Source organism: Streptomyces sp. AB3(2024) (assembly GCF_041862025.1).
GTDB lineage: Bacteria > Actinomycetota > Actinomycetes > Streptomycetales > Streptomycetaceae > Streptomyces.
The window spans coordinates 1-15961 of sequence record NZ_JBGWAB010000062.1; the positions used below are offsets into that span (position 1 = coordinate 1).

The 15961-nt window shown below is 74.2% G+C and carries 13 protein-coding genes, 2 rRNA genes and 1 pseudogene; 13 read left to right on the forward strand and 3 right to left on the reverse strand.

Annotated elements, in window-relative coordinates:
- The 4 genes and pseudogenes from ACEPPI_RS23120 to ACEPPI_RS23135 form a co-directional block, all read left to right on the forward strand.
- Positions 1-79, forward strand: a 23S ribosomal RNA gene (locus tag ACEPPI_RS23120); the annotation flags it as partial.
- Between the two features lie 106 nt (positions 80-185).
- Positions 186-302 (forward strand): 5S ribosomal RNA (rrf, locus tag ACEPPI_RS23125).
- A gap of 156 nt (positions 303-458) precedes the next feature.
- Positions 459-1496 (forward strand): annotated as a pseudogene (locus ACEPPI_RS23130) (hypothetical protein); the annotation flags it as partial.
- 513 nt (positions 1497-2009) lie between these two features.
- Positions 2010-2855 carry a hypothetical protein gene (locus tag ACEPPI_RS23135; RefSeq protein ID WP_373917193.1) on the forward strand — a complete coding sequence of 282 codons (846 nt, stop codon included), beginning with the start codon at positions 2010-2012 and terminating at the stop codon, positions 2853-2855.
- Positions 2856-2929: 74 nt separating this feature from the next.
- Here the strand turns inward: ACEPPI_RS23135 and ACEPPI_RS23140 are convergent, their stop codons facing one another.
- Entirely contained in the window at positions 2930-4204 is a 1275-nt protein-coding gene (locus ACEPPI_RS23140) for a DUF1015 family protein (protein ID WP_373917158.1), read from the reverse strand.
- 137 nt (positions 4205-4341) lie between these two features.
- Between ACEPPI_RS23140 and ACEPPI_RS23145 the strand changes: the two genes are divergently transcribed.
- The 4 genes from ACEPPI_RS23145 to ACEPPI_RS23160 all read left to right on the forward strand — a co-directional run bounded on the left by ACEPPI_RS23145 (position 4342) and on the right by ACEPPI_RS23160 (position 8508).
- Positions 4342-5412, forward strand: a complete 1071-nt coding sequence (locus tag ACEPPI_RS23145; RefSeq protein WP_373917159.1) for an HAD hydrolase-like protein — start codon at positions 4342-4344, stop codon at positions 5410-5412.
- Positions 5413-5495: 83 nt separating this feature from the next.
- A complete protein-coding gene (locus ACEPPI_RS23150; protein WP_373917160.1) occupies positions 5496-6542 on the forward strand; it encodes a FecCD family ABC transporter permease in 1047 nt (348 codons plus the stop codon).
- The gene (locus ACEPPI_RS23155) at positions 6539-7630 is read left to right on the forward strand and encodes a FecCD family ABC transporter permease (protein WP_373917161.1); all 1092 of its coding nucleotides are present in this window, start codon (positions 6539-6541) and stop codon (positions 7628-7630) included. Before ACEPPI_RS23150 ends, ACEPPI_RS23155 begins: the two co-directional genes overlap by 4 nt.
- Positions 7627-8508, forward strand: a complete 882-nt coding sequence (locus ACEPPI_RS23160) for an ABC transporter ATP-binding protein (RefSeq protein ID WP_373917162.1) — start codon at positions 7627-7629, stop codon at positions 8506-8508. The genes ACEPPI_RS23155 and ACEPPI_RS23160 overlap by 4 nt, the downstream gene beginning before the upstream one ends.
- Before the next feature lie 26 nt (positions 8509-8534).
- Here ACEPPI_RS23160 and ACEPPI_RS23165 read toward each other — a convergent pair whose 3' ends face one another.
- Positions 8535-8882 (reverse strand): SCP2 sterol-binding domain-containing protein, encoded by a 348-nt coding sequence (locus ACEPPI_RS23165; protein ID WP_373917163.1) that lies wholly within the window; start codon positions 8880-8882, stop codon positions 8535-8537.
- Between the two features lie 65 nt (positions 8883-8947).
- On the opposite strand from ACEPPI_RS23165, the gene ACEPPI_RS23170 reads away from it, so the two are divergent.
- The 5 genes from ACEPPI_RS23170 (at position 8948) to ACEPPI_RS23190 (ending at position 14229) form a co-directional block, all read left to right on the forward strand.
- A complete protein-coding gene (locus ACEPPI_RS23170) occupies positions 8948-9223 on the forward strand; it encodes a hypothetical protein (protein ID WP_373917164.1) in 276 nt (91 codons plus the stop codon).
- A 7-nt stretch (positions 9224-9230) separates the two neighbouring features.
- Positions 9231-10046 carry a TlyA family RNA methyltransferase gene (locus ACEPPI_RS23175; protein ID WP_373917166.1) on the forward strand — a complete coding sequence of 272 codons (816 nt, stop codon included), beginning with the start codon at positions 9231-9233 and terminating at the stop codon, positions 10044-10046.
- An 83-nt stretch (positions 10047-10129) separates the two neighbouring features.
- Positions 10130-11029: an NAD kinase gene (locus tag ACEPPI_RS23180; RefSeq protein WP_373917167.1), complete on the forward strand. Its 900-nt coding sequence runs from the start codon at positions 10130-10132 to the stop codon at positions 11027-11029.
- A gap of 93 nt (positions 11030-11122) precedes the next feature.
- A complete protein-coding gene (gene recN / locus ACEPPI_RS23185) occupies positions 11123-12850 on the forward strand; it encodes a DNA repair protein RecN (RefSeq protein WP_373917194.1) in 1728 nt (575 codons plus the stop codon).
- Positions 12851-13086: 236 nt separating this feature from the next.
- Positions 13087-14229 (forward strand): glycosyltransferase family 4 protein, encoded by a 1143-nt coding sequence (locus tag ACEPPI_RS23190; protein ID WP_373917168.1) that lies wholly within the window; start codon positions 13087-13089, stop codon positions 14227-14229.
- 95 nt (positions 14230-14324) lie between these two features.
- Here ACEPPI_RS23190 and ACEPPI_RS23195 read toward each other — a convergent pair whose 3' ends face one another.
- Entirely contained in the window at positions 14325-15947 is a 1623-nt protein-coding gene (locus tag ACEPPI_RS23195) for a PucR family transcriptional regulator (protein WP_373917169.1), read from the reverse strand.
- Positions 15948-15961 lie beyond the last annotated feature (14 nt).

Below are 15961 nucleotides of genomic sequence, written 5' to 3' on the forward strand. Positions count from 1 at the left end.
GACTGGGTTGATAGGCCAGATGTGGAAGCCCGGTAACGGGTGGAGCTGACTGGTACTAATAGGCCGAGGGCTTGTCCTCAGTTGCTCGCGTCCACTGTGTTAGTTCTGAAGCAACGAACGGTTGCTGGTTTCTAGAGCTAGAACACAACTACAGAGTGTGCTTGTTCGCTCGAAACCGATAGGGTTTCGGTGGTCATAGCGTTAGGGAAACGCCCGGTTACATTCCGAACCCGGAAGCTAAGCCTTTCAGCGCCGATGGTACTGCAGGGGGGACCCTGTGGGAGAGTAGGACGCCGCCGAACAATCTTTCAAAGGACCCTTGGTCCAGCGTTCAACGCTGGACCAAGGGTCTTTTTTGTTTTTCACCTCTTTACGCCGAAGCGCGGCCATGGGTTGGTTGCGCGAGAATGACTAGCGGTACCCCGAAGACAGGAGTCACACCCATGTCCAACTCTCCCGACGATCGTCCGGAGCGCGAGCCTCGTCGCAACGACGGCGGTGACAGGGGCGGCTACCGCGGGGGCCGTGACGACCGTGGCGGTGACCGTGGTGGCTTCCGCCGCGACGACCGCGGTGGCCGTCCGACCGGTGGTGGCGGCGGTTTCCGCCGTGACGACCGTGGCGGGCGCCCCGCCGGCGACCGTCCCAGCGGCGGCTTCCGTGGTCGCGACGACCGTGGCGGCGACCGTCCCAGCTACCCGCGCCGTGACGACGACCGTGGCGGCCGTCCGACCGGTGGTGGCGGCGGTTTCCGCCGTGACGACCGTGGCGGCGACCGTCCGTCGTACCCGCGTCGCGACGACCGTCCCAGCTACCCGCGCCGTGACGACGACCGTGGCGGCCGCCCCGTCAGCGGTGGCTTCCGTGGCGGTCGTGACGACCGTGGCGGCGACCGTCCGTCGTACCCGCGTCGTGATGATGACCGTGGTGGTCGTCCGACCGGTGGTGGCGGCGGTTTCCGCCGTGACGACCGTGGCGGTGACCGTCCCTCGTACCCGCGTCGTGACGACCGTGGCGGCGACCGCCCGTCGTACCCGCGTCGTGACGATGACCGTGGTGGTTTCCGCGGTGGCCGTGATGACCGTGGCGGCGACCGTCCGTCATACCCGCGTCGTGATGACGAGCGCGGTGGTTTCCGTGGCGGTCGTGACGACCGTGGCGGTGACCGTCCCTCGTACCCCCGTCGCGACGACCGTGGTGGCGACCGTCCGTCGTACCCGCGTCGTGACGACGACCGTGGTGGTCGTCCCACCGGTGGTGGCGGCGGTTTCCGCCGTGACGACCGTGGCGGCGACCGTCCCTCGTACCCCCGTCGTGACGACCGTGGCGGCGACCGCCCGTCGTACCCGCGTCGTGACGATGACCGTGGTGGTTTCCGCGGTGGCCGTGATGACCGTGGCGGCGACCGTCCGTCGTACCCGCGTCGTGATGACGAGCGCGGTGGTTTCCGTGGCGGTCGTGACGACCGTGGCGGTGACCGTCCCTCGTACCCCCGTCGCGACGACCGTGGTGGCGACCGTCCGTCGTACCCGCGTCGTGACGACGACCGTGGTGGTCGTCCCACCGGTGGTGGCGGCGGTTTCCGCCGTGACGACCGCGGTGGCGACCGTCCCTCGTACCCGCGTCGCGACGACCGCGGTGGCGACCGTCCCTCGTACCCGCGTCGCGACGACCGCGGTGGCGACCGTCCCTCGTACCCGCGTCGCGACGACCGTGGCGGCGACCGCCCGTCGTACCCGCGTCGTGACGACGAGCGCGGTGGTTTCCGTGGCGGTCGTGACGACCGTGGTGGCGACCGTCCCTCGTACCCCCGTCGCGACGACCGGGGCGGCGACCGGGGCGGCGACCGCGGTGGCGACCGTGGTGGGTTCCGTGGTGGTCGCGATGACCGTGGTGGCTACCGTGGTCGCGATGACCGTGGCGGCGACCGCGACTTCCGCGCCGACCGCGACCCGGTCAAGCGGCTTCCGATCGACGAGGACGTCACCGGGCACGAGATCGACGCCGACGTGCGTCAGGAGCTCCTGAGCCTGCCCAAGGGCCTGGCCGAGGAGGTCTCGCGCAACCTGGTCATGGTGGCCCGGCTCATCGACGAGGACCCCGAGCAGGCGTACGCGTACGCCCGCATCGCCCTGCGTCTGGCCTCCCGCGTCGCCGCCGTCCGTGAGGCCGCCGGCTTCGCCGCGTACGCCACGCAGAAGTACAGCGAGGCCCTCGCGGAGTTCCGCGCCTCCAAGCGGATGACCGGCTCCGTCGAGCTGTGGCCCGTCATGGCCGACTGCGAGCGCGGCCTCGGCCGTCCGGAGCGGGCCCTGGCCATGGCCGGCGAGCCCGAGGTGCAGAAGCTGGACAAGGCCGGCCAGGTCGAGATGCGCCTCGTCGCGGCCGGTGCCCGCCGGGACATGGGCGAGCTCGACGCCGCCATCGTGACCCTGCAGAGCCCGGAGCTGGCCTCCAACACCGTCCAGCCCTGGACGGCGCGCCTGCGCTACGCCTACGCCGACGCCCTGCTGGCCGCCGGCCGTGAGGACGAGGCCCGCGAGTGGTTCGCGAAGACCCTGGAGGCCGACAAGGACGGGGCGACCGACGCCTCGGACCGCCTGGCCGAGATCGACGGGGTCGAGTTCGTCGACGCCGCCGCCGCCGAGGAAGAGGAAGCGGACCTCGCTGACGACCTCGTCCTCGACGAGGACGACGACGAGGACGAGGCCGAGGTGGCCGCCGCCGAGCGGGCCACCGACCAGGCCGAGTACTACGACGAGGACGACGAGGAGTACGAGCCCCTCGACGAGGCCGACGTCGACGCGACCGACGAGATCGTGGTCGTCGAGGACGACGAGCGTGACAGGGCGTAAGCCGTGACGAAAGGGCGGCACCCCCTCGGGGGTGCCGCCCTTTCGCATGTCCGGAGCAGTGCGCTCCAGGTCGGTCAGTCCACGCTGCGCAGGACCAGGCCGGTGGCCGGCTTCGGGCCGAAGGAGGTCGACTTCCGGGGCATCGTGACGCCCTGGCGGGCCAGGTCCCGGACCACCGCCTCCCGTACGGGGTGCAGCAGGACGGCCGTGCCGCCGTGGCGTTCGGCCATGGCGACGGTGGCGGGGGCGTCGTGGATGTACGTGATCTGGTCGGGGGTGTCCGGGATCTGCCACAGGGCGTCGAGCAGGGTCGCGTGCAGCACGGTCGCGTCCAGCCGGCGCCAGGCCTCGGGCCGGTCGTGGCGGACGGTGCGCTCGATGAGGTCCGGGTCCGGGTCGGTGGCCAGGTGGAAGGTGCCGTCGCCGGTGAGCAGGAAGGCGTTGCCGCGTTCCGAGGCGTCGGCGAGGGCCTCCAGGGCCAGCGGGAGCGGGCCGTCGACCGGGCGGACCCGGAAGGAGCCGTCGAGGGCGGCCAGCGCGCGCGACAGCGGCAGGCGGCGCAGCATCCGGTGGATGGCGCGGACCTGGAGCGGGTAGCGGGCGGTGTCCACGAGCAGGACCAGGCCGAAGTCCCACGGGGTGGGCGAGCCGTGCTCCTGCTGGAGGCGCAGGTACGTGGCCCAGCGGTGGTGGCCGTCGGCGATCAGGGCCTGGCGGTGGCCGAGGTCGGCGGTGACGGCGGCCAGTTCGGCGGGGTCGGTGATGGCCCACAGGCTGTGGCAGAAGCCGTCCTCGGTGACGGTCGACAGCAGCGGGGGCCGGTTGGCGGCGGTGGCCTCGACGACCGCGGCCGCTCCCGTGCCGGGGCCGTCGCCCAGGTACGTGAGGAGGAGGGGTTCGAGGTTGGCCGACGTGGCGCGCATCAGGCCCGCCCGGTCGGTGACCACGTCCGGCATGACGTCCTCGTGGGGCAGGACGATGCCGGCCCCGGCGTCGGACAGGGCGAGGGCGCCGATGATGCCGCGCTGGAGGACCCCTGCCCTGCGCTGCTCGTAGACGTAGAGCGCGGGCCGCGGGTCGGCGCTGAGGATGCCCTCGGCGAGCCAGTCCCGGAGGGTGCGGGCGGCCTGTTCGTTGCGTGCGGCCGGGGTCTCGGCCTGCGGCAGGATCAGCCGCACGATGTTGTGCGGATCGGCGGATTCGAGGTAGTCGACTCCGTCGGGGCGCACGACCACGTCGTACGGCGGGGAGGTCACGGCGGCGAGGCTGCCGACGCGCTGCGGGACGTAGCGCAGTCCGTGGAAGGGGATCAGTCGCAGCCCGTGCTCCGCGTTGCCAGGTGTGGTCATTGGTGCATGGTAAGACCCGTCTCGCGATGCGGGATGATCGGGTGAGTGACCAGGACCGGCGCAAAATCGGACAAGATCGATCCAAAGAAGCCCTGGATGTACGCGGGGCGCGGAATCAGCGAATGAGGAGCGGCCAGATGACCCCGCAGAGCAGGACCACCCCCGCCGGCAGTCGGCGCGGTCTCCACCAGGCCTACGACACGGCTCTGCTGGACCTGGACGGGGTGGTGTACGCGGGCGGTCTGGCCGTCGCGCACGCCGTCGACTCCCTCGCCGCGGCCCGGGCCGCGGGGATGCACCTCGCGTACGTCACCAACAACGCGCTGCGCACCCCGGACGCCGTCGCCGGGCACCTGGGCGAACTCGGCATCCCGACGGATCCGGCCGAGGTGATCACCTCCGCGCAGGCGGTGGCCCGGTTGATCGCGGAGCAGGTGGAGCCGGGGTCGAAGGTGCTGGTGATCGGCGGCGAGGGGCTGCGGGTCGCGCTGCGCGAGCGGGGGCTGGTACCGGTGGACTCGGCCGAGGAGGAGGGGCTGGCGGCCGTCGTGCAGGGGTACGGGGGACCGGACCTGACGTGGGGGCGGTTCGCGGAGGCGGCGTACGCGGTCAACCGAGGGGTGCCGTGGTTCGCGTCGAACACCGACCTGACGATCCCGGGGGCGCGGGGGATCGCTCCGGGCAACGGGGCCGCGGTGGAGGTCGTACGGATCGCGACGGGAGCGGAGCCGCAGGTGGCGGGGAAGCCGCTGCCCCCGATGCACCGGGAGACGGTGCTGCGGACCGGGGCGGAGCGGCCGCTGGTGGTCGGGGACCGGCTGGACACCGACATCGAGGGTGCCTTCAACGGCGAGGTGGACTCGCTGCTGGTGCTGACCGGTGTGACGGACGCGGCGCAGCTGCTGCGGGCCGTGCCGAAGCACCGGCCGACGTACGTGGACCGGGACCTGCGCGGGCTGCTGACCGGGCAGCCGGAGGTGGAGCCGGCCGGGGAGGGGGCCGGGGAGGGTTTCCGCTGCGGTGGGTGGACGGCGGTCGCGTTGGACGACGTACTGGACCTGCGGGGCGAGGGGGAGCCCCTGGACGGGCTGCGGGCGCTGTGCGCGGCGGCGTGGACGCAGGCGGGCGAGGGCTCCTGCGCCCTGGACGCGGGGAAGGCCCTCGACCTGCTGGGGCTCCAGGGGTTCCAGGGGCTTGAGGGGGCGTAGGGCCGCAGCGCCGGGAGCGTTCGCCCGCTCGATCGGCCGTTCGATAAGATCTTGCGGTCGGAGGGTAGGCTAACCTAACCTCCGTGTTGGTTGAGAGTTCCCCCGAACAGAGCACGGCGCCGCCCGCGGCCGCCCGTTCGCGCCACGGCGCCCGTGCCGCCGGTCTGCTGGCCGCCCTCGTCGTACTGGCCCTGGTGGTGGTGGCGAGCATCGCCGTCGGCGCCAGGGCGATGCCCCTGGAACAGGTCTGGCACGGCCTCTTCCACTTCACCGGGACCACCGAGGACGTGGTCGTACGGGACCTGCGGATCCCGCGCACCCTCCTGGGGGTGATGGTCGGGCTGGCCCTCGGCCTGTCCGGCGCGGTGATGCAGGCGCTGACCCGCAATCCGCTGGCCGAGCCCGGCATCCTCGGGGTCAACGCGGGCGCCGCGGCGGCCGTCGTCTCGGCGATCAGCTTCCTCGGGGCGGACTCCCTGGACGAGTTCGTGTGGTGGGCCTTCCTCGGCGCCGCGCTCGTCTCGGTCCTCGTCTACGTGCTCGGCGGCAGCCGCAGCGCGACGCCGGTGCGGCTCGCGCTCGCGGGTACGGCGGCCAGCGCGGCGCTCGTCGGCTACATCAACTCGGTCCAGCTGATGGACAGCAAGGCCCTGGACAAGCTGCGCTTCTGGACGGTGGGTTCGCTCGCCTCCGCCACCATGGACACCGTCACGCAGGTGGCGCCGTTCCTGCTGGCCGGGGCCGTGCTCGCGCTCGCACTCGGCCGGCCGCTCAACGCGATGGCCCTGGGCGACGACACCGCGCGGGCGCTCGGCGCCCACCTGACCCGGACCCGCGTCGCGGCCATGGTCGCCATCACCCTGCTGTGCGGGGCCGCGACCGCCGCGTGCGGGCCGATCGTCTTCGTCGGGCTGATGATCCCGCACCTGGTGCGCCTGGTCACCGGGCCCGACATGCGCTGGGTGCTCGCGTACTCGGCGGTGCTGTCGCCCGTGCTGCTGCTGGGTGCCGACGTGGTCGGACGGGTCGTCACCCGGCCCGGCGAGCTCCAGGTCGGCATCGTCACCGCGCTCATCGGCGGTCCCGTCTTCATCTACCTGGTTCGGCGCAAGAGGATGGCCCAGCTGTGACCGCGACCCCCCTCGCCCCGGCGAACACGACCGCGCAGGCGCCCGCGAAGGGCGTCCGGCTGCGCGCGCTGCGCGGACCCGGCGGCGTCTCGCTGCGCGTCGAGGGCCGCGCCCTGGTGACCGGCGTGGTACTGGCCGCCGTGGCGCTGGCCCTGGCGGTCGTGCTCATCGGCACCGGCGACTTCGAGATCGCCCCGGCGGACGTCGTACGGACGCTGCTGGGCAACGGCACCCCCGCCGACGACTTCATCGTCAACGACCTGCGGCTGCCGCGCGTGCTGGTCGCGGTGCTGGTCGGCGCGGCCCTCGGGATGGCCGGGGCGGTCTTCCAGTCCGTCTCGCGCAATCCGCTCGGCTCCCCCGACCTGCTCGGCTTCGGGTACGGCTCGGCGGTCGGCGCGCTCGCCGTCATCATCCTGTTCAAGGGCGGTGCGGCCGAGGTCGCGGCCGGCGCGGTGGCGGGCGGGGTGCTCGCCGGCGCCGCCGTCTACCTGCTCGCGTACAAGCAGGGGGTCCACGGCTACCGGCTGGTGCTCGTCGGCATCGGTTCCTCCGCCGTCCTCGTCGCCGTCATCCAGTACCTGATCGCCAAGGCGCAGCTCGTCGACGCCACCCGGGCGATGGTCTGGCTGACCGGTTCGCTGGCCGGCCGCGACTGGTCCCAGGTCTGGCCGCTGCTGGCGACCTGCGCGCTGCTGTTCCCGCTGGTCCTCGGGCAGAACCGGGCCCTGCGGATGATCGAGATGGGCGACGACTCCGCGTACGCGCTGGGCGTGCCGGTGGAACGGACCCGGATGCTGCTGATGCTGGCGGCGGTCCTGCTGACCACCGCGGCGGCCGCCGCGGCCGGCCCGATCAGCTTCGTCGCGCTGGCCGCGCCCCAGCTGGCCCGGCGGCTGACGCGCTCGCCCGGCCCGAACCTGCTCACCGGCGCGCTGATGGGCGCCGTCCTGCTGCTGGCCTCCGACCTGGCCTCGCAGCGGGCCTTCGGCGCCGACCAGCTGCCGGTGGGCGTGCTGACCGGCCTGGTCGGCGGCGTCTACCTGCTCTGGCTGCTCGTCACCGAGCGCAAGGCGGGACGGATATGAGCGCGCGGGGCGCCAGGCTCCCCGCGCCCGGCAACGAGCCCGGCAAGGCGCCGGGCCACACGAGGAGTACCCAAGTGCAGCGGCTGACCGCGGAGAACGTCACCCTCGGCTACGACCAGCGGGTCATCGCCGAGAACCTGTCGGTGGAGATCCCCGACCACTCCTTCACCGTGATCGTCGGCCCCAACGCCTGCGGCAAGTCCACGCTGCTGCGGGCCCTGTCGCGGATGCTGAAGCCGTCCGCCGGGCGGGTGCTGCTGGACGGCCAGGCCATCTCCTCGATGCCGGCGAAGAAGGTGGCCAGGACGCTGGGGCTGCTCCCGCAGTCCTCGATCGCGCCCGACGGGATCACCGTCGCCGACCTGGTCTCGCGCGGCCGGTACCCGCACCAGGGGCTGCTGCGCCAGTGGTCGGAGCAGGACGAGCGGATCGTCGCCGAGTCGATGGCCTCGACCGGGGTCGCCGAACTGGCCGACCGGGCCGTGGACGAACTGTCGGGCGGGCAGCGCCAGCGGGTGTGGATCGCGATGGCGCTGGCCCAGCAGACGCCGCTGCTGCTCCTGGACGAGCCGACGACCTACCTGGACATCCAGCACCAGCTCGACGTGCTCGACCTGTGCGCGGAGCTCCACGAGAACCAGGGCCGGACCCTGGTGGCGGTGCTGCACGACCTCAACCACGCGGCCCGCTACGCCACCCACCTGATCGCCCTGCGCGGCGGCGTCGTCGTCGCCGAGGGCCCGCCCGCGGAGGTGGTCACCGCCGAGCTGGTGGAGGAGGTCTTCGGGGTGCGCTGCCAGATCATCGACGACCCGGAGACCGGGACGCCGCTGGTGGTCCCCGCCGCCCGGCAGGCCCGCGCCAGGGCGGCCGTCTGAGGCCACCGCCGGTCCGGTCCGGTGCCTCAGAGCATGTTCTTGAGCCGCAGCAGGTCCCGGAAGCCGGCCTCCAGACGGACCCGGCCCGAGGCCCAGGCCTTGGCGAACTTCAGTTCGCCGGCGACCAGCGCGAGCAGGTCGTCACCGGCCATCGCGAGCCGTATCTCGGCCTTGGCGCGCGGCGGCCCCGGGGCGACCGCGTCCACCCGGATCCGGCCGTTGTCGAGACGTCCGGAGAAGGTCTGGTCGAGGTCGGTGATGTGACAGCTCAGGGACCGGTCGAAGGCGGCCGCGCCGCGCACGCCGTCATCGGCCCGCGCCAGGTTGTCGGAGAGTCGGTCGAGTGCGTCGCGGCACTCCTGGATCGTAGCCATGGTGATCACGACCGTACCGCAGAGCCCTGCGTGGCCGGACCCGCGCTTCGGGGTAGCGTCGGGGCATGACCGACGACGTGTCCGGGGGCCTTCCGGACGTCCCCGAGGAGCCCGGGGCGGAGCCCGCCGCGGAGCCCGCGGGCCCCGCTCCGCTGGGCCTCGTACGCACCCGCACCGGCCACGCCGGGGTCGACGCGCACCTGGAGCGGCTGGCCGACGCCGACCACCTGCCTGCGGACGAGCACGCCGCGGTGTACGAGGATGTCCACGGGGGACTGCGCGAGGCGCTGACCGCGCTGGACGCACCGCCCGTCCCCGGACCTTACGAAAACAGGAGCTGAACCGAACGTGGCAGGAGTGGCACGCCGCCGCCTGGACGCCGAACTGGTACGCCGCAGCATGGCCCGCTCGCGAGAGCACGCGGCCCAGCTGATCGCCGCGGGACGGGTCACCGTGGGAGGCACCACCGCGACCAAACCGGCCACGCAGGTCGAGACCAGCGCGGCCCTCGTCGTCCTCAAGGACGACAGCGACCCCGACTACGTCTCCCGGGGCGGCCACAAGCTGGCCGGCGCCCTCACCGCGTTCCGTCCTCTGGGGCTGGAGGTCGAGGGCCGGCGGGCGCTGGACGCGGGGGCTTCGACCGGGGGCTTCACCGACGTGCTGCTGCGCGCGGGCGTGGCCCACGTCGTCGCCGTGGACGTCGGCTACGGGCAGCTCGCCTGGTCGCTGCAGAGCGATGAACGGGTCACCGTCAAGGACCGTACGAACGTCCGCGAGCTGACGGTCGAGCTGATCGACGGGATCCCCGTCGACCTGGTCGTCGGCGACCTGTCCTTCATCTCCATCGGGCTGGTGCTGCCGGCGCTGGTGCGCTGCACCGCGCCCGGCGCGGACCTGGTGCTGATGGTCAAGCCGCAGTTCGAGGTCGGCAAGGAGCGCCTGGGCAGCGGCGGCGTGGTGCGCAGCCCCGAGTTGCGGGCGGAGGCCGTGCGGGAGGTCGCGGCGCATGCCTGGAAGCTGGGGCTGGGCGTGCTCGGGGTGACGGCGAGCCCGCTGCCGGGGCCGTCGGGGAACGTCGAGTACTTTCTGTGGCTCCGGGCGGGGGCACCCGCGCTCGACCCGGGGGATGTCGATCGTGCAGTGGCGGAGGGGCCGCAGTGACAGACGCGTCAGCAGGTTCAGCAGGTTCGGCAGGTTCGGCAGGTTCGGCAGGTTCGGGGGGCCCGGGGGACCGGGAGGGGGAGGTGCGGACCGTCTTCCTGCTCGCGCACACCGGGCGGCCGGCGGCCATCCGCAGCGCGGAGCTGGTCGTGCTCGGTCTGCTGCGCTCGGGCCTGCGGGTCAGGGTGCTGGAGCAGGAGGCGCGGGACCTGCCGCTGCCGCCCGAGGTGGAGCTCGTCGCCGAGTGCACGCCGAAGGTGTTCGACGGGTGCGAGCTGCTGATCGTGCTGGGCGGGGACGGGACCCTGCTGCGCGGGGCGGAGTTCGCGCGCGGTTCGGGGGTGCCGATGCTGGGCGTCAACCTGGGCCGGGTGGGCTTCCTCGCCGAGGCCGAGCGCGACGACCTGGACAAGGTCGTGGACCGGGTGGTGTCGAAGTCGTACGAGGTCGAGGAGCGCATGACCCTCGACGTCCTCGTGCGGACCAACGGTGACGTGGTCCACCGGGACTGGGCGCTGAACGAGGCCGCCGTCCAGAAGGTCTCCGCGGAGCGGATGCTGGAGGTGGTCCTGGAGATCGACGGGCGCCCGGTGACCGGCTTCGGCTGCGACGGGATCGTCTGCGCGACGCCGACGGGCTCGACGGCGTACGCCTTCTCGGCGGGCGGGCCGGTGGTCTGGCCGGAGGTGGAGGCGCTGCTGATGGTGCCGATCAGCGCGCACGCCCTGTTCGCGAAGCCGCTGGTGACCTCGCCCACCTCGGTGCTGGCGGTGGAGGTCCAGAACGGCACGCCGCACGGGGCCCTGTGGTGCGACGGGCGCCGGACGCTGGAGCTGCCGTCGGGGGCGCGGGTCGAGGTGCGCCGGGGCACGGTGCCGGTGCGGCTCGCCCGGCTGCACCACGCGTCGTTCACGGACCGGCTGGTCGCGAAGTTCGCGTTGCCGGTGTCGGGCTGGCGGGGCGCCCCGCACGAGACCGGCTGATCATGTAATAGCACATGCGTTCGGAGATCTCCGGGCGGGTGACGTCACATGGCACCCGGGAAACCTCGGTATCGTCGTCCCGTGCTTGAGGAGATGCGGATACGGTCGCTCGGGGTCATCGACGACGCGGTGGTCGAGCTGTCGCCCGGTTTCACCGCGGTGACCGGCGAGACCGGCGCGGGCAAGACGATGGTCGTCACCAGCCTCGGGCTGCTGCTCGGCGGTCGCGCCGACCCCGCCCTGGTGCGGATCGGAGCCAAGGCGGCGGTCGTGGAAGGGCGCGTCGTGCTGCGCCCCGACGCGCCCGCTGCGCTGCGCGCGCAGGAGGCCGGCGCCGAACTCGACGAGGGTGCCCTGCTGATCAGCCGGACGGTGTCCGCCGAGGGGCGTTCGCGCGCCCACGTCGGCGGCCGCTCCGTCCCCGTCGGCCTGCTCGGCGAGCTCGCCGACGACCTGGTCGCCGTCCACGGACAGACCGACCAGCAGGGGCTGCTGAGGCCCGCCCGGCAGCGGCAGGCCCTCGACCGGTACGCCGGGGACGCCGTAGCCGTCCCCCTGGAGAAGTACGCGGGCGCCTACCGGCGGCTGCGGGCCGTCGCCGTCGAGCTGGACGAGATCACCACCCGGGCCCGGGAACGGGCCCAGGAGGCGGACCTGCTGCGGTTCGGCCTCGACGAGATCGCCGCCCTGGAACCCCTGCCCGGCGAGGACGCCGAGCTGGCCGCGGAGGCGGAGCGGCTCGGGCACGCCGAATCGCTGGCCTCCGCCGCGCAGGCGGCGCACGGGGCCCTCGCCGGGGACGTGGAGGACCCGGAGGGCGTCGACGCCAACACGCTCGTCGCCGGTGCCCACCGCGCCCTGGAATCCGTACGCTCCCACGACCCGGTGCTCGGCGCGCTCGCGGACCGGATCGGGGAGCTCGGCATCCTGTTGGCCGACGTGGCCGGGGAACTCGCCGGGTACGCCGACGACCTCGACGCCGACCCGCTGCGGCTCGCCGCCGTGGAGGAGCGGCGGGCGGCGCTGACCCAGCTGGTGCGCAAGTACGGGGACGCCGACGGCGGGCTGGGAGCCGTACTGGAGTGGGCCGAGCGGGGATCGAAGCGGCTGCTGGAACTGGACGGCGACGACGAGCGGATCGACGAGCTCACCGCCGAACGCGACGGGCTGCGCGGCGAACTGTCCGCCCTGGCCCAGGCCCTGACGGACGCCCGGACGGAGGCCGCCGCGCGGTTCGCCGCGGACGTGACCGCCGAGCTCGCCTCCCTCGCCATGCCGCACGCCCGGGTGACCTTCGACATCCGTCAGACGCAGGACGCCGAGGGCGTCGAGGTCGGCGGACGCCCGGTCGCGTACGGGCCCTCGGGCGCGGACGAGGTCGAACTGCTGCTGGCGCCGCACCCCGGCGCCCAGCCGCGGCCGATCGCCAAGGGCGCCTCGGGCGGTGAGCTGTCACGGGTCATGCTGGCGGTGGAGGTCGTCTTCGCCGGCTCCGACCCGGTGCCCACGTACCTCTTCGACGAGGTCGACGCGGGCGTCGGCGGCAAGGCGGCCGTCGAGGTCGGGCGACGGCTGGCGAAACTGGCCAAGTCCGCCCAGGTCGTCGTCGTCACCCACCTCCCGCAGGTGGCGGCCTTCGCGGACCGGCAGCTGCTCGTGGAGAAGACCGTCGACGGATCGGTGACCCGCTCCGGCGTGACCGTCCTGGAGGGCGAGGACCGCATCCGCGAGCTGTCGCGGATGCTCGCCGGCCAGGAGGACTCGCAGACGGCTCGGGCCCATGCGGAGGAACTCCTGGAGGCGGCGCGCGCGGACGCGTGAGCGGACGCGCCCCGCACGGGGACGGATGCCCACGGGGGCCCGGAACGCATGGCGTTCCGGGCCCCCGTCGGTGTCCGAAAGGGCATCGGGATGACGCGAAACTAGCCCGTGTGGGTGAGGCTGGGGGGCGTACGACGGTATCCCGCACGGGATCCGCACCCGTATGGTCCCGGAACGCGCGTGCGGACTGGCATCCTGGGCGACGTCTCTGACCCCTCACCCTGGAGCTTCGGCCCGTGAGCAGCTCCCCGGCCTCCCTTCCGGTCCCCGCACAGCCGTACGGGCGGTCCCCGCTGCGTACCGTCCAGGTCCTCGGCGGCGCCGGTGCGGGCAGCTGCGCGCACGTGCGGTCCCTCGCGACCGGGCTCGCCGCCCGGGGCGTGCGGGTGACCGTGTGCGCCCCCGTCGCGGCCGAAGGCGAGTACGACTTCACCGGCGCGGGCGCACAGTTCACCCCGGACGCGGTGAGCGCCCTGCGGGCCGCCTGCGCCGGGGCAGACGTGGTGCACGCGCACGGCCTGCGGGCCGGGATGCGGGCCGCGCTGGCGCTGTCCGGCGGCGGGCGGCGGGTACCACTCGTGGTGACCTGGCACGGGGGCGCCCCGGAGCCCGAGGGCGCGCTCGGGCGGCTGAGCCGGCTGCTGGAGCGGCGCGTGGCACGGGCCGCCGCCGTGGTGCTGGGCGCCTCCACCGACCAGGTCGACCTGGCGCGGCGGCGCGGGGCCCGCGACGCCCGGCTGGCCGCCCCGGCCGTACCCGTCGCGGCGGCCGTCTCCCCCGCCCCGGCCGGGGAACCGGCGGCCGAAGCCGGCAAGACCCGGGCGGAACTGGGCGCCGTGGAGCGGCCCCTGGTGATCGCCGTGGGCAGTCTCGTGGCACGCCGCGGCTACTCCCTGCTGCTCGACGCGGCCCGCGCCTGGCGCGTGCTGGACCCGCTCCCGCTGCTGGTGATCGCGGGGGAGGGGCCGCTGCGGGCCGAACTCGCCCGGCGGATCGAGGCGGAGGGCCTCCCCGTACGGCTGCTGGGCCGACGCCGGGACGCGGACCGGTTGCTGGCCGCGGCCGACGTGGCGGTGCTGCCGAGCCGCTGGGAGGGCCGCTCGCTGCTGGCCCAGGAGGCGCTGCGGGCCGGGGTGGCGCTGGTGGCCACGGAGGTCGGCGGGGTACCGGAGCTGGTCGGCGACGCGGCCGTACTGGTGCCGTACGGGGACCCCGGGGCGCTGGCCGGCGCGGTGGCCGGACTGCTGGACGACCCGGACAAGCGGGCGGAACTCGCCGCCGCGGGCCGGGCCCGGGCCGCGACCTGGCCCTCGGAGGACGACACGGTGGCCCAGGTCCTGTCGGTGTACGACGAGCTGATGGAACGGCTGCGGGGTTAGGCCGGGGTCAGGCCCGGGTCAGGCCGTCCCCCCGGGCCGGGCGCGCGGGGCGGGGCCGGGCAGGGCGGCCCGGGCCGGTCCGGGTGCGAGGTGCCTCAGGAAGGCGTGGCGTGGCGGCGGGCGCGGAGGGCGAGGCTGAGGGAGAGGACCGTCTCCGGGTCGTCGAGATCGGTGCCCAGCAGCTCCGAGATGCGGGCCAGGCGGTTGTACAGGGTCTGGCGGTTCAGGTGGAGCTCCCGGGCCGTCTCCGCCTTGCGGCCCGCGTGGGCCAGGTACGTCTCCAGGGTGGGGAGGAGGGGCGGCCGCGAGTTCGCGTCGTGGACCCGCAGCGGGCCGATCGCCCGGTCCACGAACGCCGCCAGGTCGGGGTGCTCGCGCAGCCGCCACAGCAGCAGGTCGATGTCGAGGCGTCGGGCGTCGTACCAGGGGCGGGCCGGCAGCCCGTGTGCGGCCGTGGCCGTCTCGGCGGCGTGCCGCAGCCCGGCCGAGGCCGCCGCCCAGCTGCCCGAGACGCCGACGACCACCGCCGGCGGGGCGCCGGCCCGGTCGAGGCCGGCCCGTTCCACCCCGGCCCGCAGTGCGGCCGCGACCCGGTCGGCGACCGCCGCGCGTTCCGACTCGGCGCGCAGCGAGACCAGCAGCGGGACCCGCCCCTCCACCGGGCGGACGCCCAGCAGCACCGGGACCCCGACCGACGACAGCTCCTCCAGGACCGCACGGGCCAGCACGGCCCAGTTCCCCGAGGCGCCCAGGTCGGTGGAGAGCCTCATGACGATCGGCAGCAGCGGGCCCGTCCCGGGCCGGAAGCCCAGGACCCGGGCCTGCGCCGGGGCGTCCTCCGCCGAGATGCGGCCCTCCGCCAGGTCCGTCAGGAAGTCGCCCCGGCCGCGCGCGGCCAGCTCCTCCTCCTGCCGGGCCTGCATGAGGACGACCGCCAGGACCCCGGCCGTGCGCTCCGCCGCCATCCGGTGGACCGGCAGCAGCGGGGCCGACACACCGGCCAGGACGACCCGGGCCCGCACCGACCCCGTGCCGTGGCCGCCGCCGGGCACGTCGACCACGACCGCGGTCGCCGAGGGTTCGGCCGCGCGCTGGCCGCGCAGGCCCTCCCACACCTGGAGGGGGTCGGCGGCGGCGTCCCCGGTGCCCGGCCCGGCGGCGTACAGCAGCTGGCCGTCCGCGGTCTCCAGGAAGACGGGGTTCGAGGTGAAGTCGGCCAGGACGCGCAGCACCTGCGGGATCCCGCCGCCCCCCAGCAGGGCCTCGGTGCAGCGCCGGTGGACCTCCTCGGCCCGCTGGAGCAGCGCGTAGTGCCCGTTGACGATCTCGGTGTGGACCTCTTCGGTGACGGCCACGAAGGGCACCTCGCGGTGCAGCTGCACCAGCGGCAGCCCCGCGGCCTTCGCGGTCTCCACGATGGTGGCCGGCAGCCGCGTGAACCGCGGGCCGAGTTCCACCACCAGCGCGGCGATGCCCCGGTCCGCGAGACGGCGTACGAAGGCGCGCTGTTCGGCGGGCCGGGTGCCCAGCCCCAGTCCGGTGGTCAGCAGCAGCTCCCCGCCCTTGAGCAGCGAGGCGATGTTGGGGACCTCGCCGGCGTGCACCCAGCGGACGGTCCGGCCCAGCCGGTCGGCGCAGGCCACCACCTCCGGGAGACCGCCGCGCAGTCCCGGCAGCTCCAGTGCCCGCTGAACCGTGATTCCGCCCTGGTTGTCCATATCGCGGACGCTAC

Excerpts from the sequence above, each read along its gene's own strand:
- ACEPPI_RS23145 (WP_373917159.1), top strand. The coding sequence starts at position 4,342 with ATGACCCCGCAGAGCAGGACCACCCCCGCCGGCAGTCGGCGCGGTCTC.
- ACEPPI_RS23140 (WP_373917158.1), bottom strand. The coding sequence starts at position 4,204 with ATGACCACACCTGGCAACGCGGAGCACGGGCTGCGACTGATCCCCTTC.
- ACEPPI_RS23165 (WP_373917163.1), bottom strand. The coding sequence starts at position 8,882 with ATGGCTACGATCCAGGAGTGCCGCGACGCACTCGACCGACTCTCCGAC.
- ACEPPI_RS23160 (WP_373917162.1), top strand. The coding sequence starts at position 7,627 with ATGAGCGCGCGGGGCGCCAGGCTCCCCGCGCCCGGCAACGAGCCCGGC.
- ACEPPI_RS23170 (WP_373917164.1), top strand. The coding sequence starts at position 8,948 with ATGACCGACGACGTGTCCGGGGGCCTTCCGGACGTCCCCGAGGAGCCC.
- ACEPPI_RS23195 (WP_373917169.1), bottom strand. The coding sequence starts at position 15,947 with ATGGACAACCAGGGCGGAATCACGGTTCAGCGGGCACTGGAGCTGCCG.
- recN (WP_373917194.1), top strand. The coding sequence starts at position 11,123 with ATGCGGATACGGTCGCTCGGGGTCATCGACGACGCGGTGGTCGAGCTG.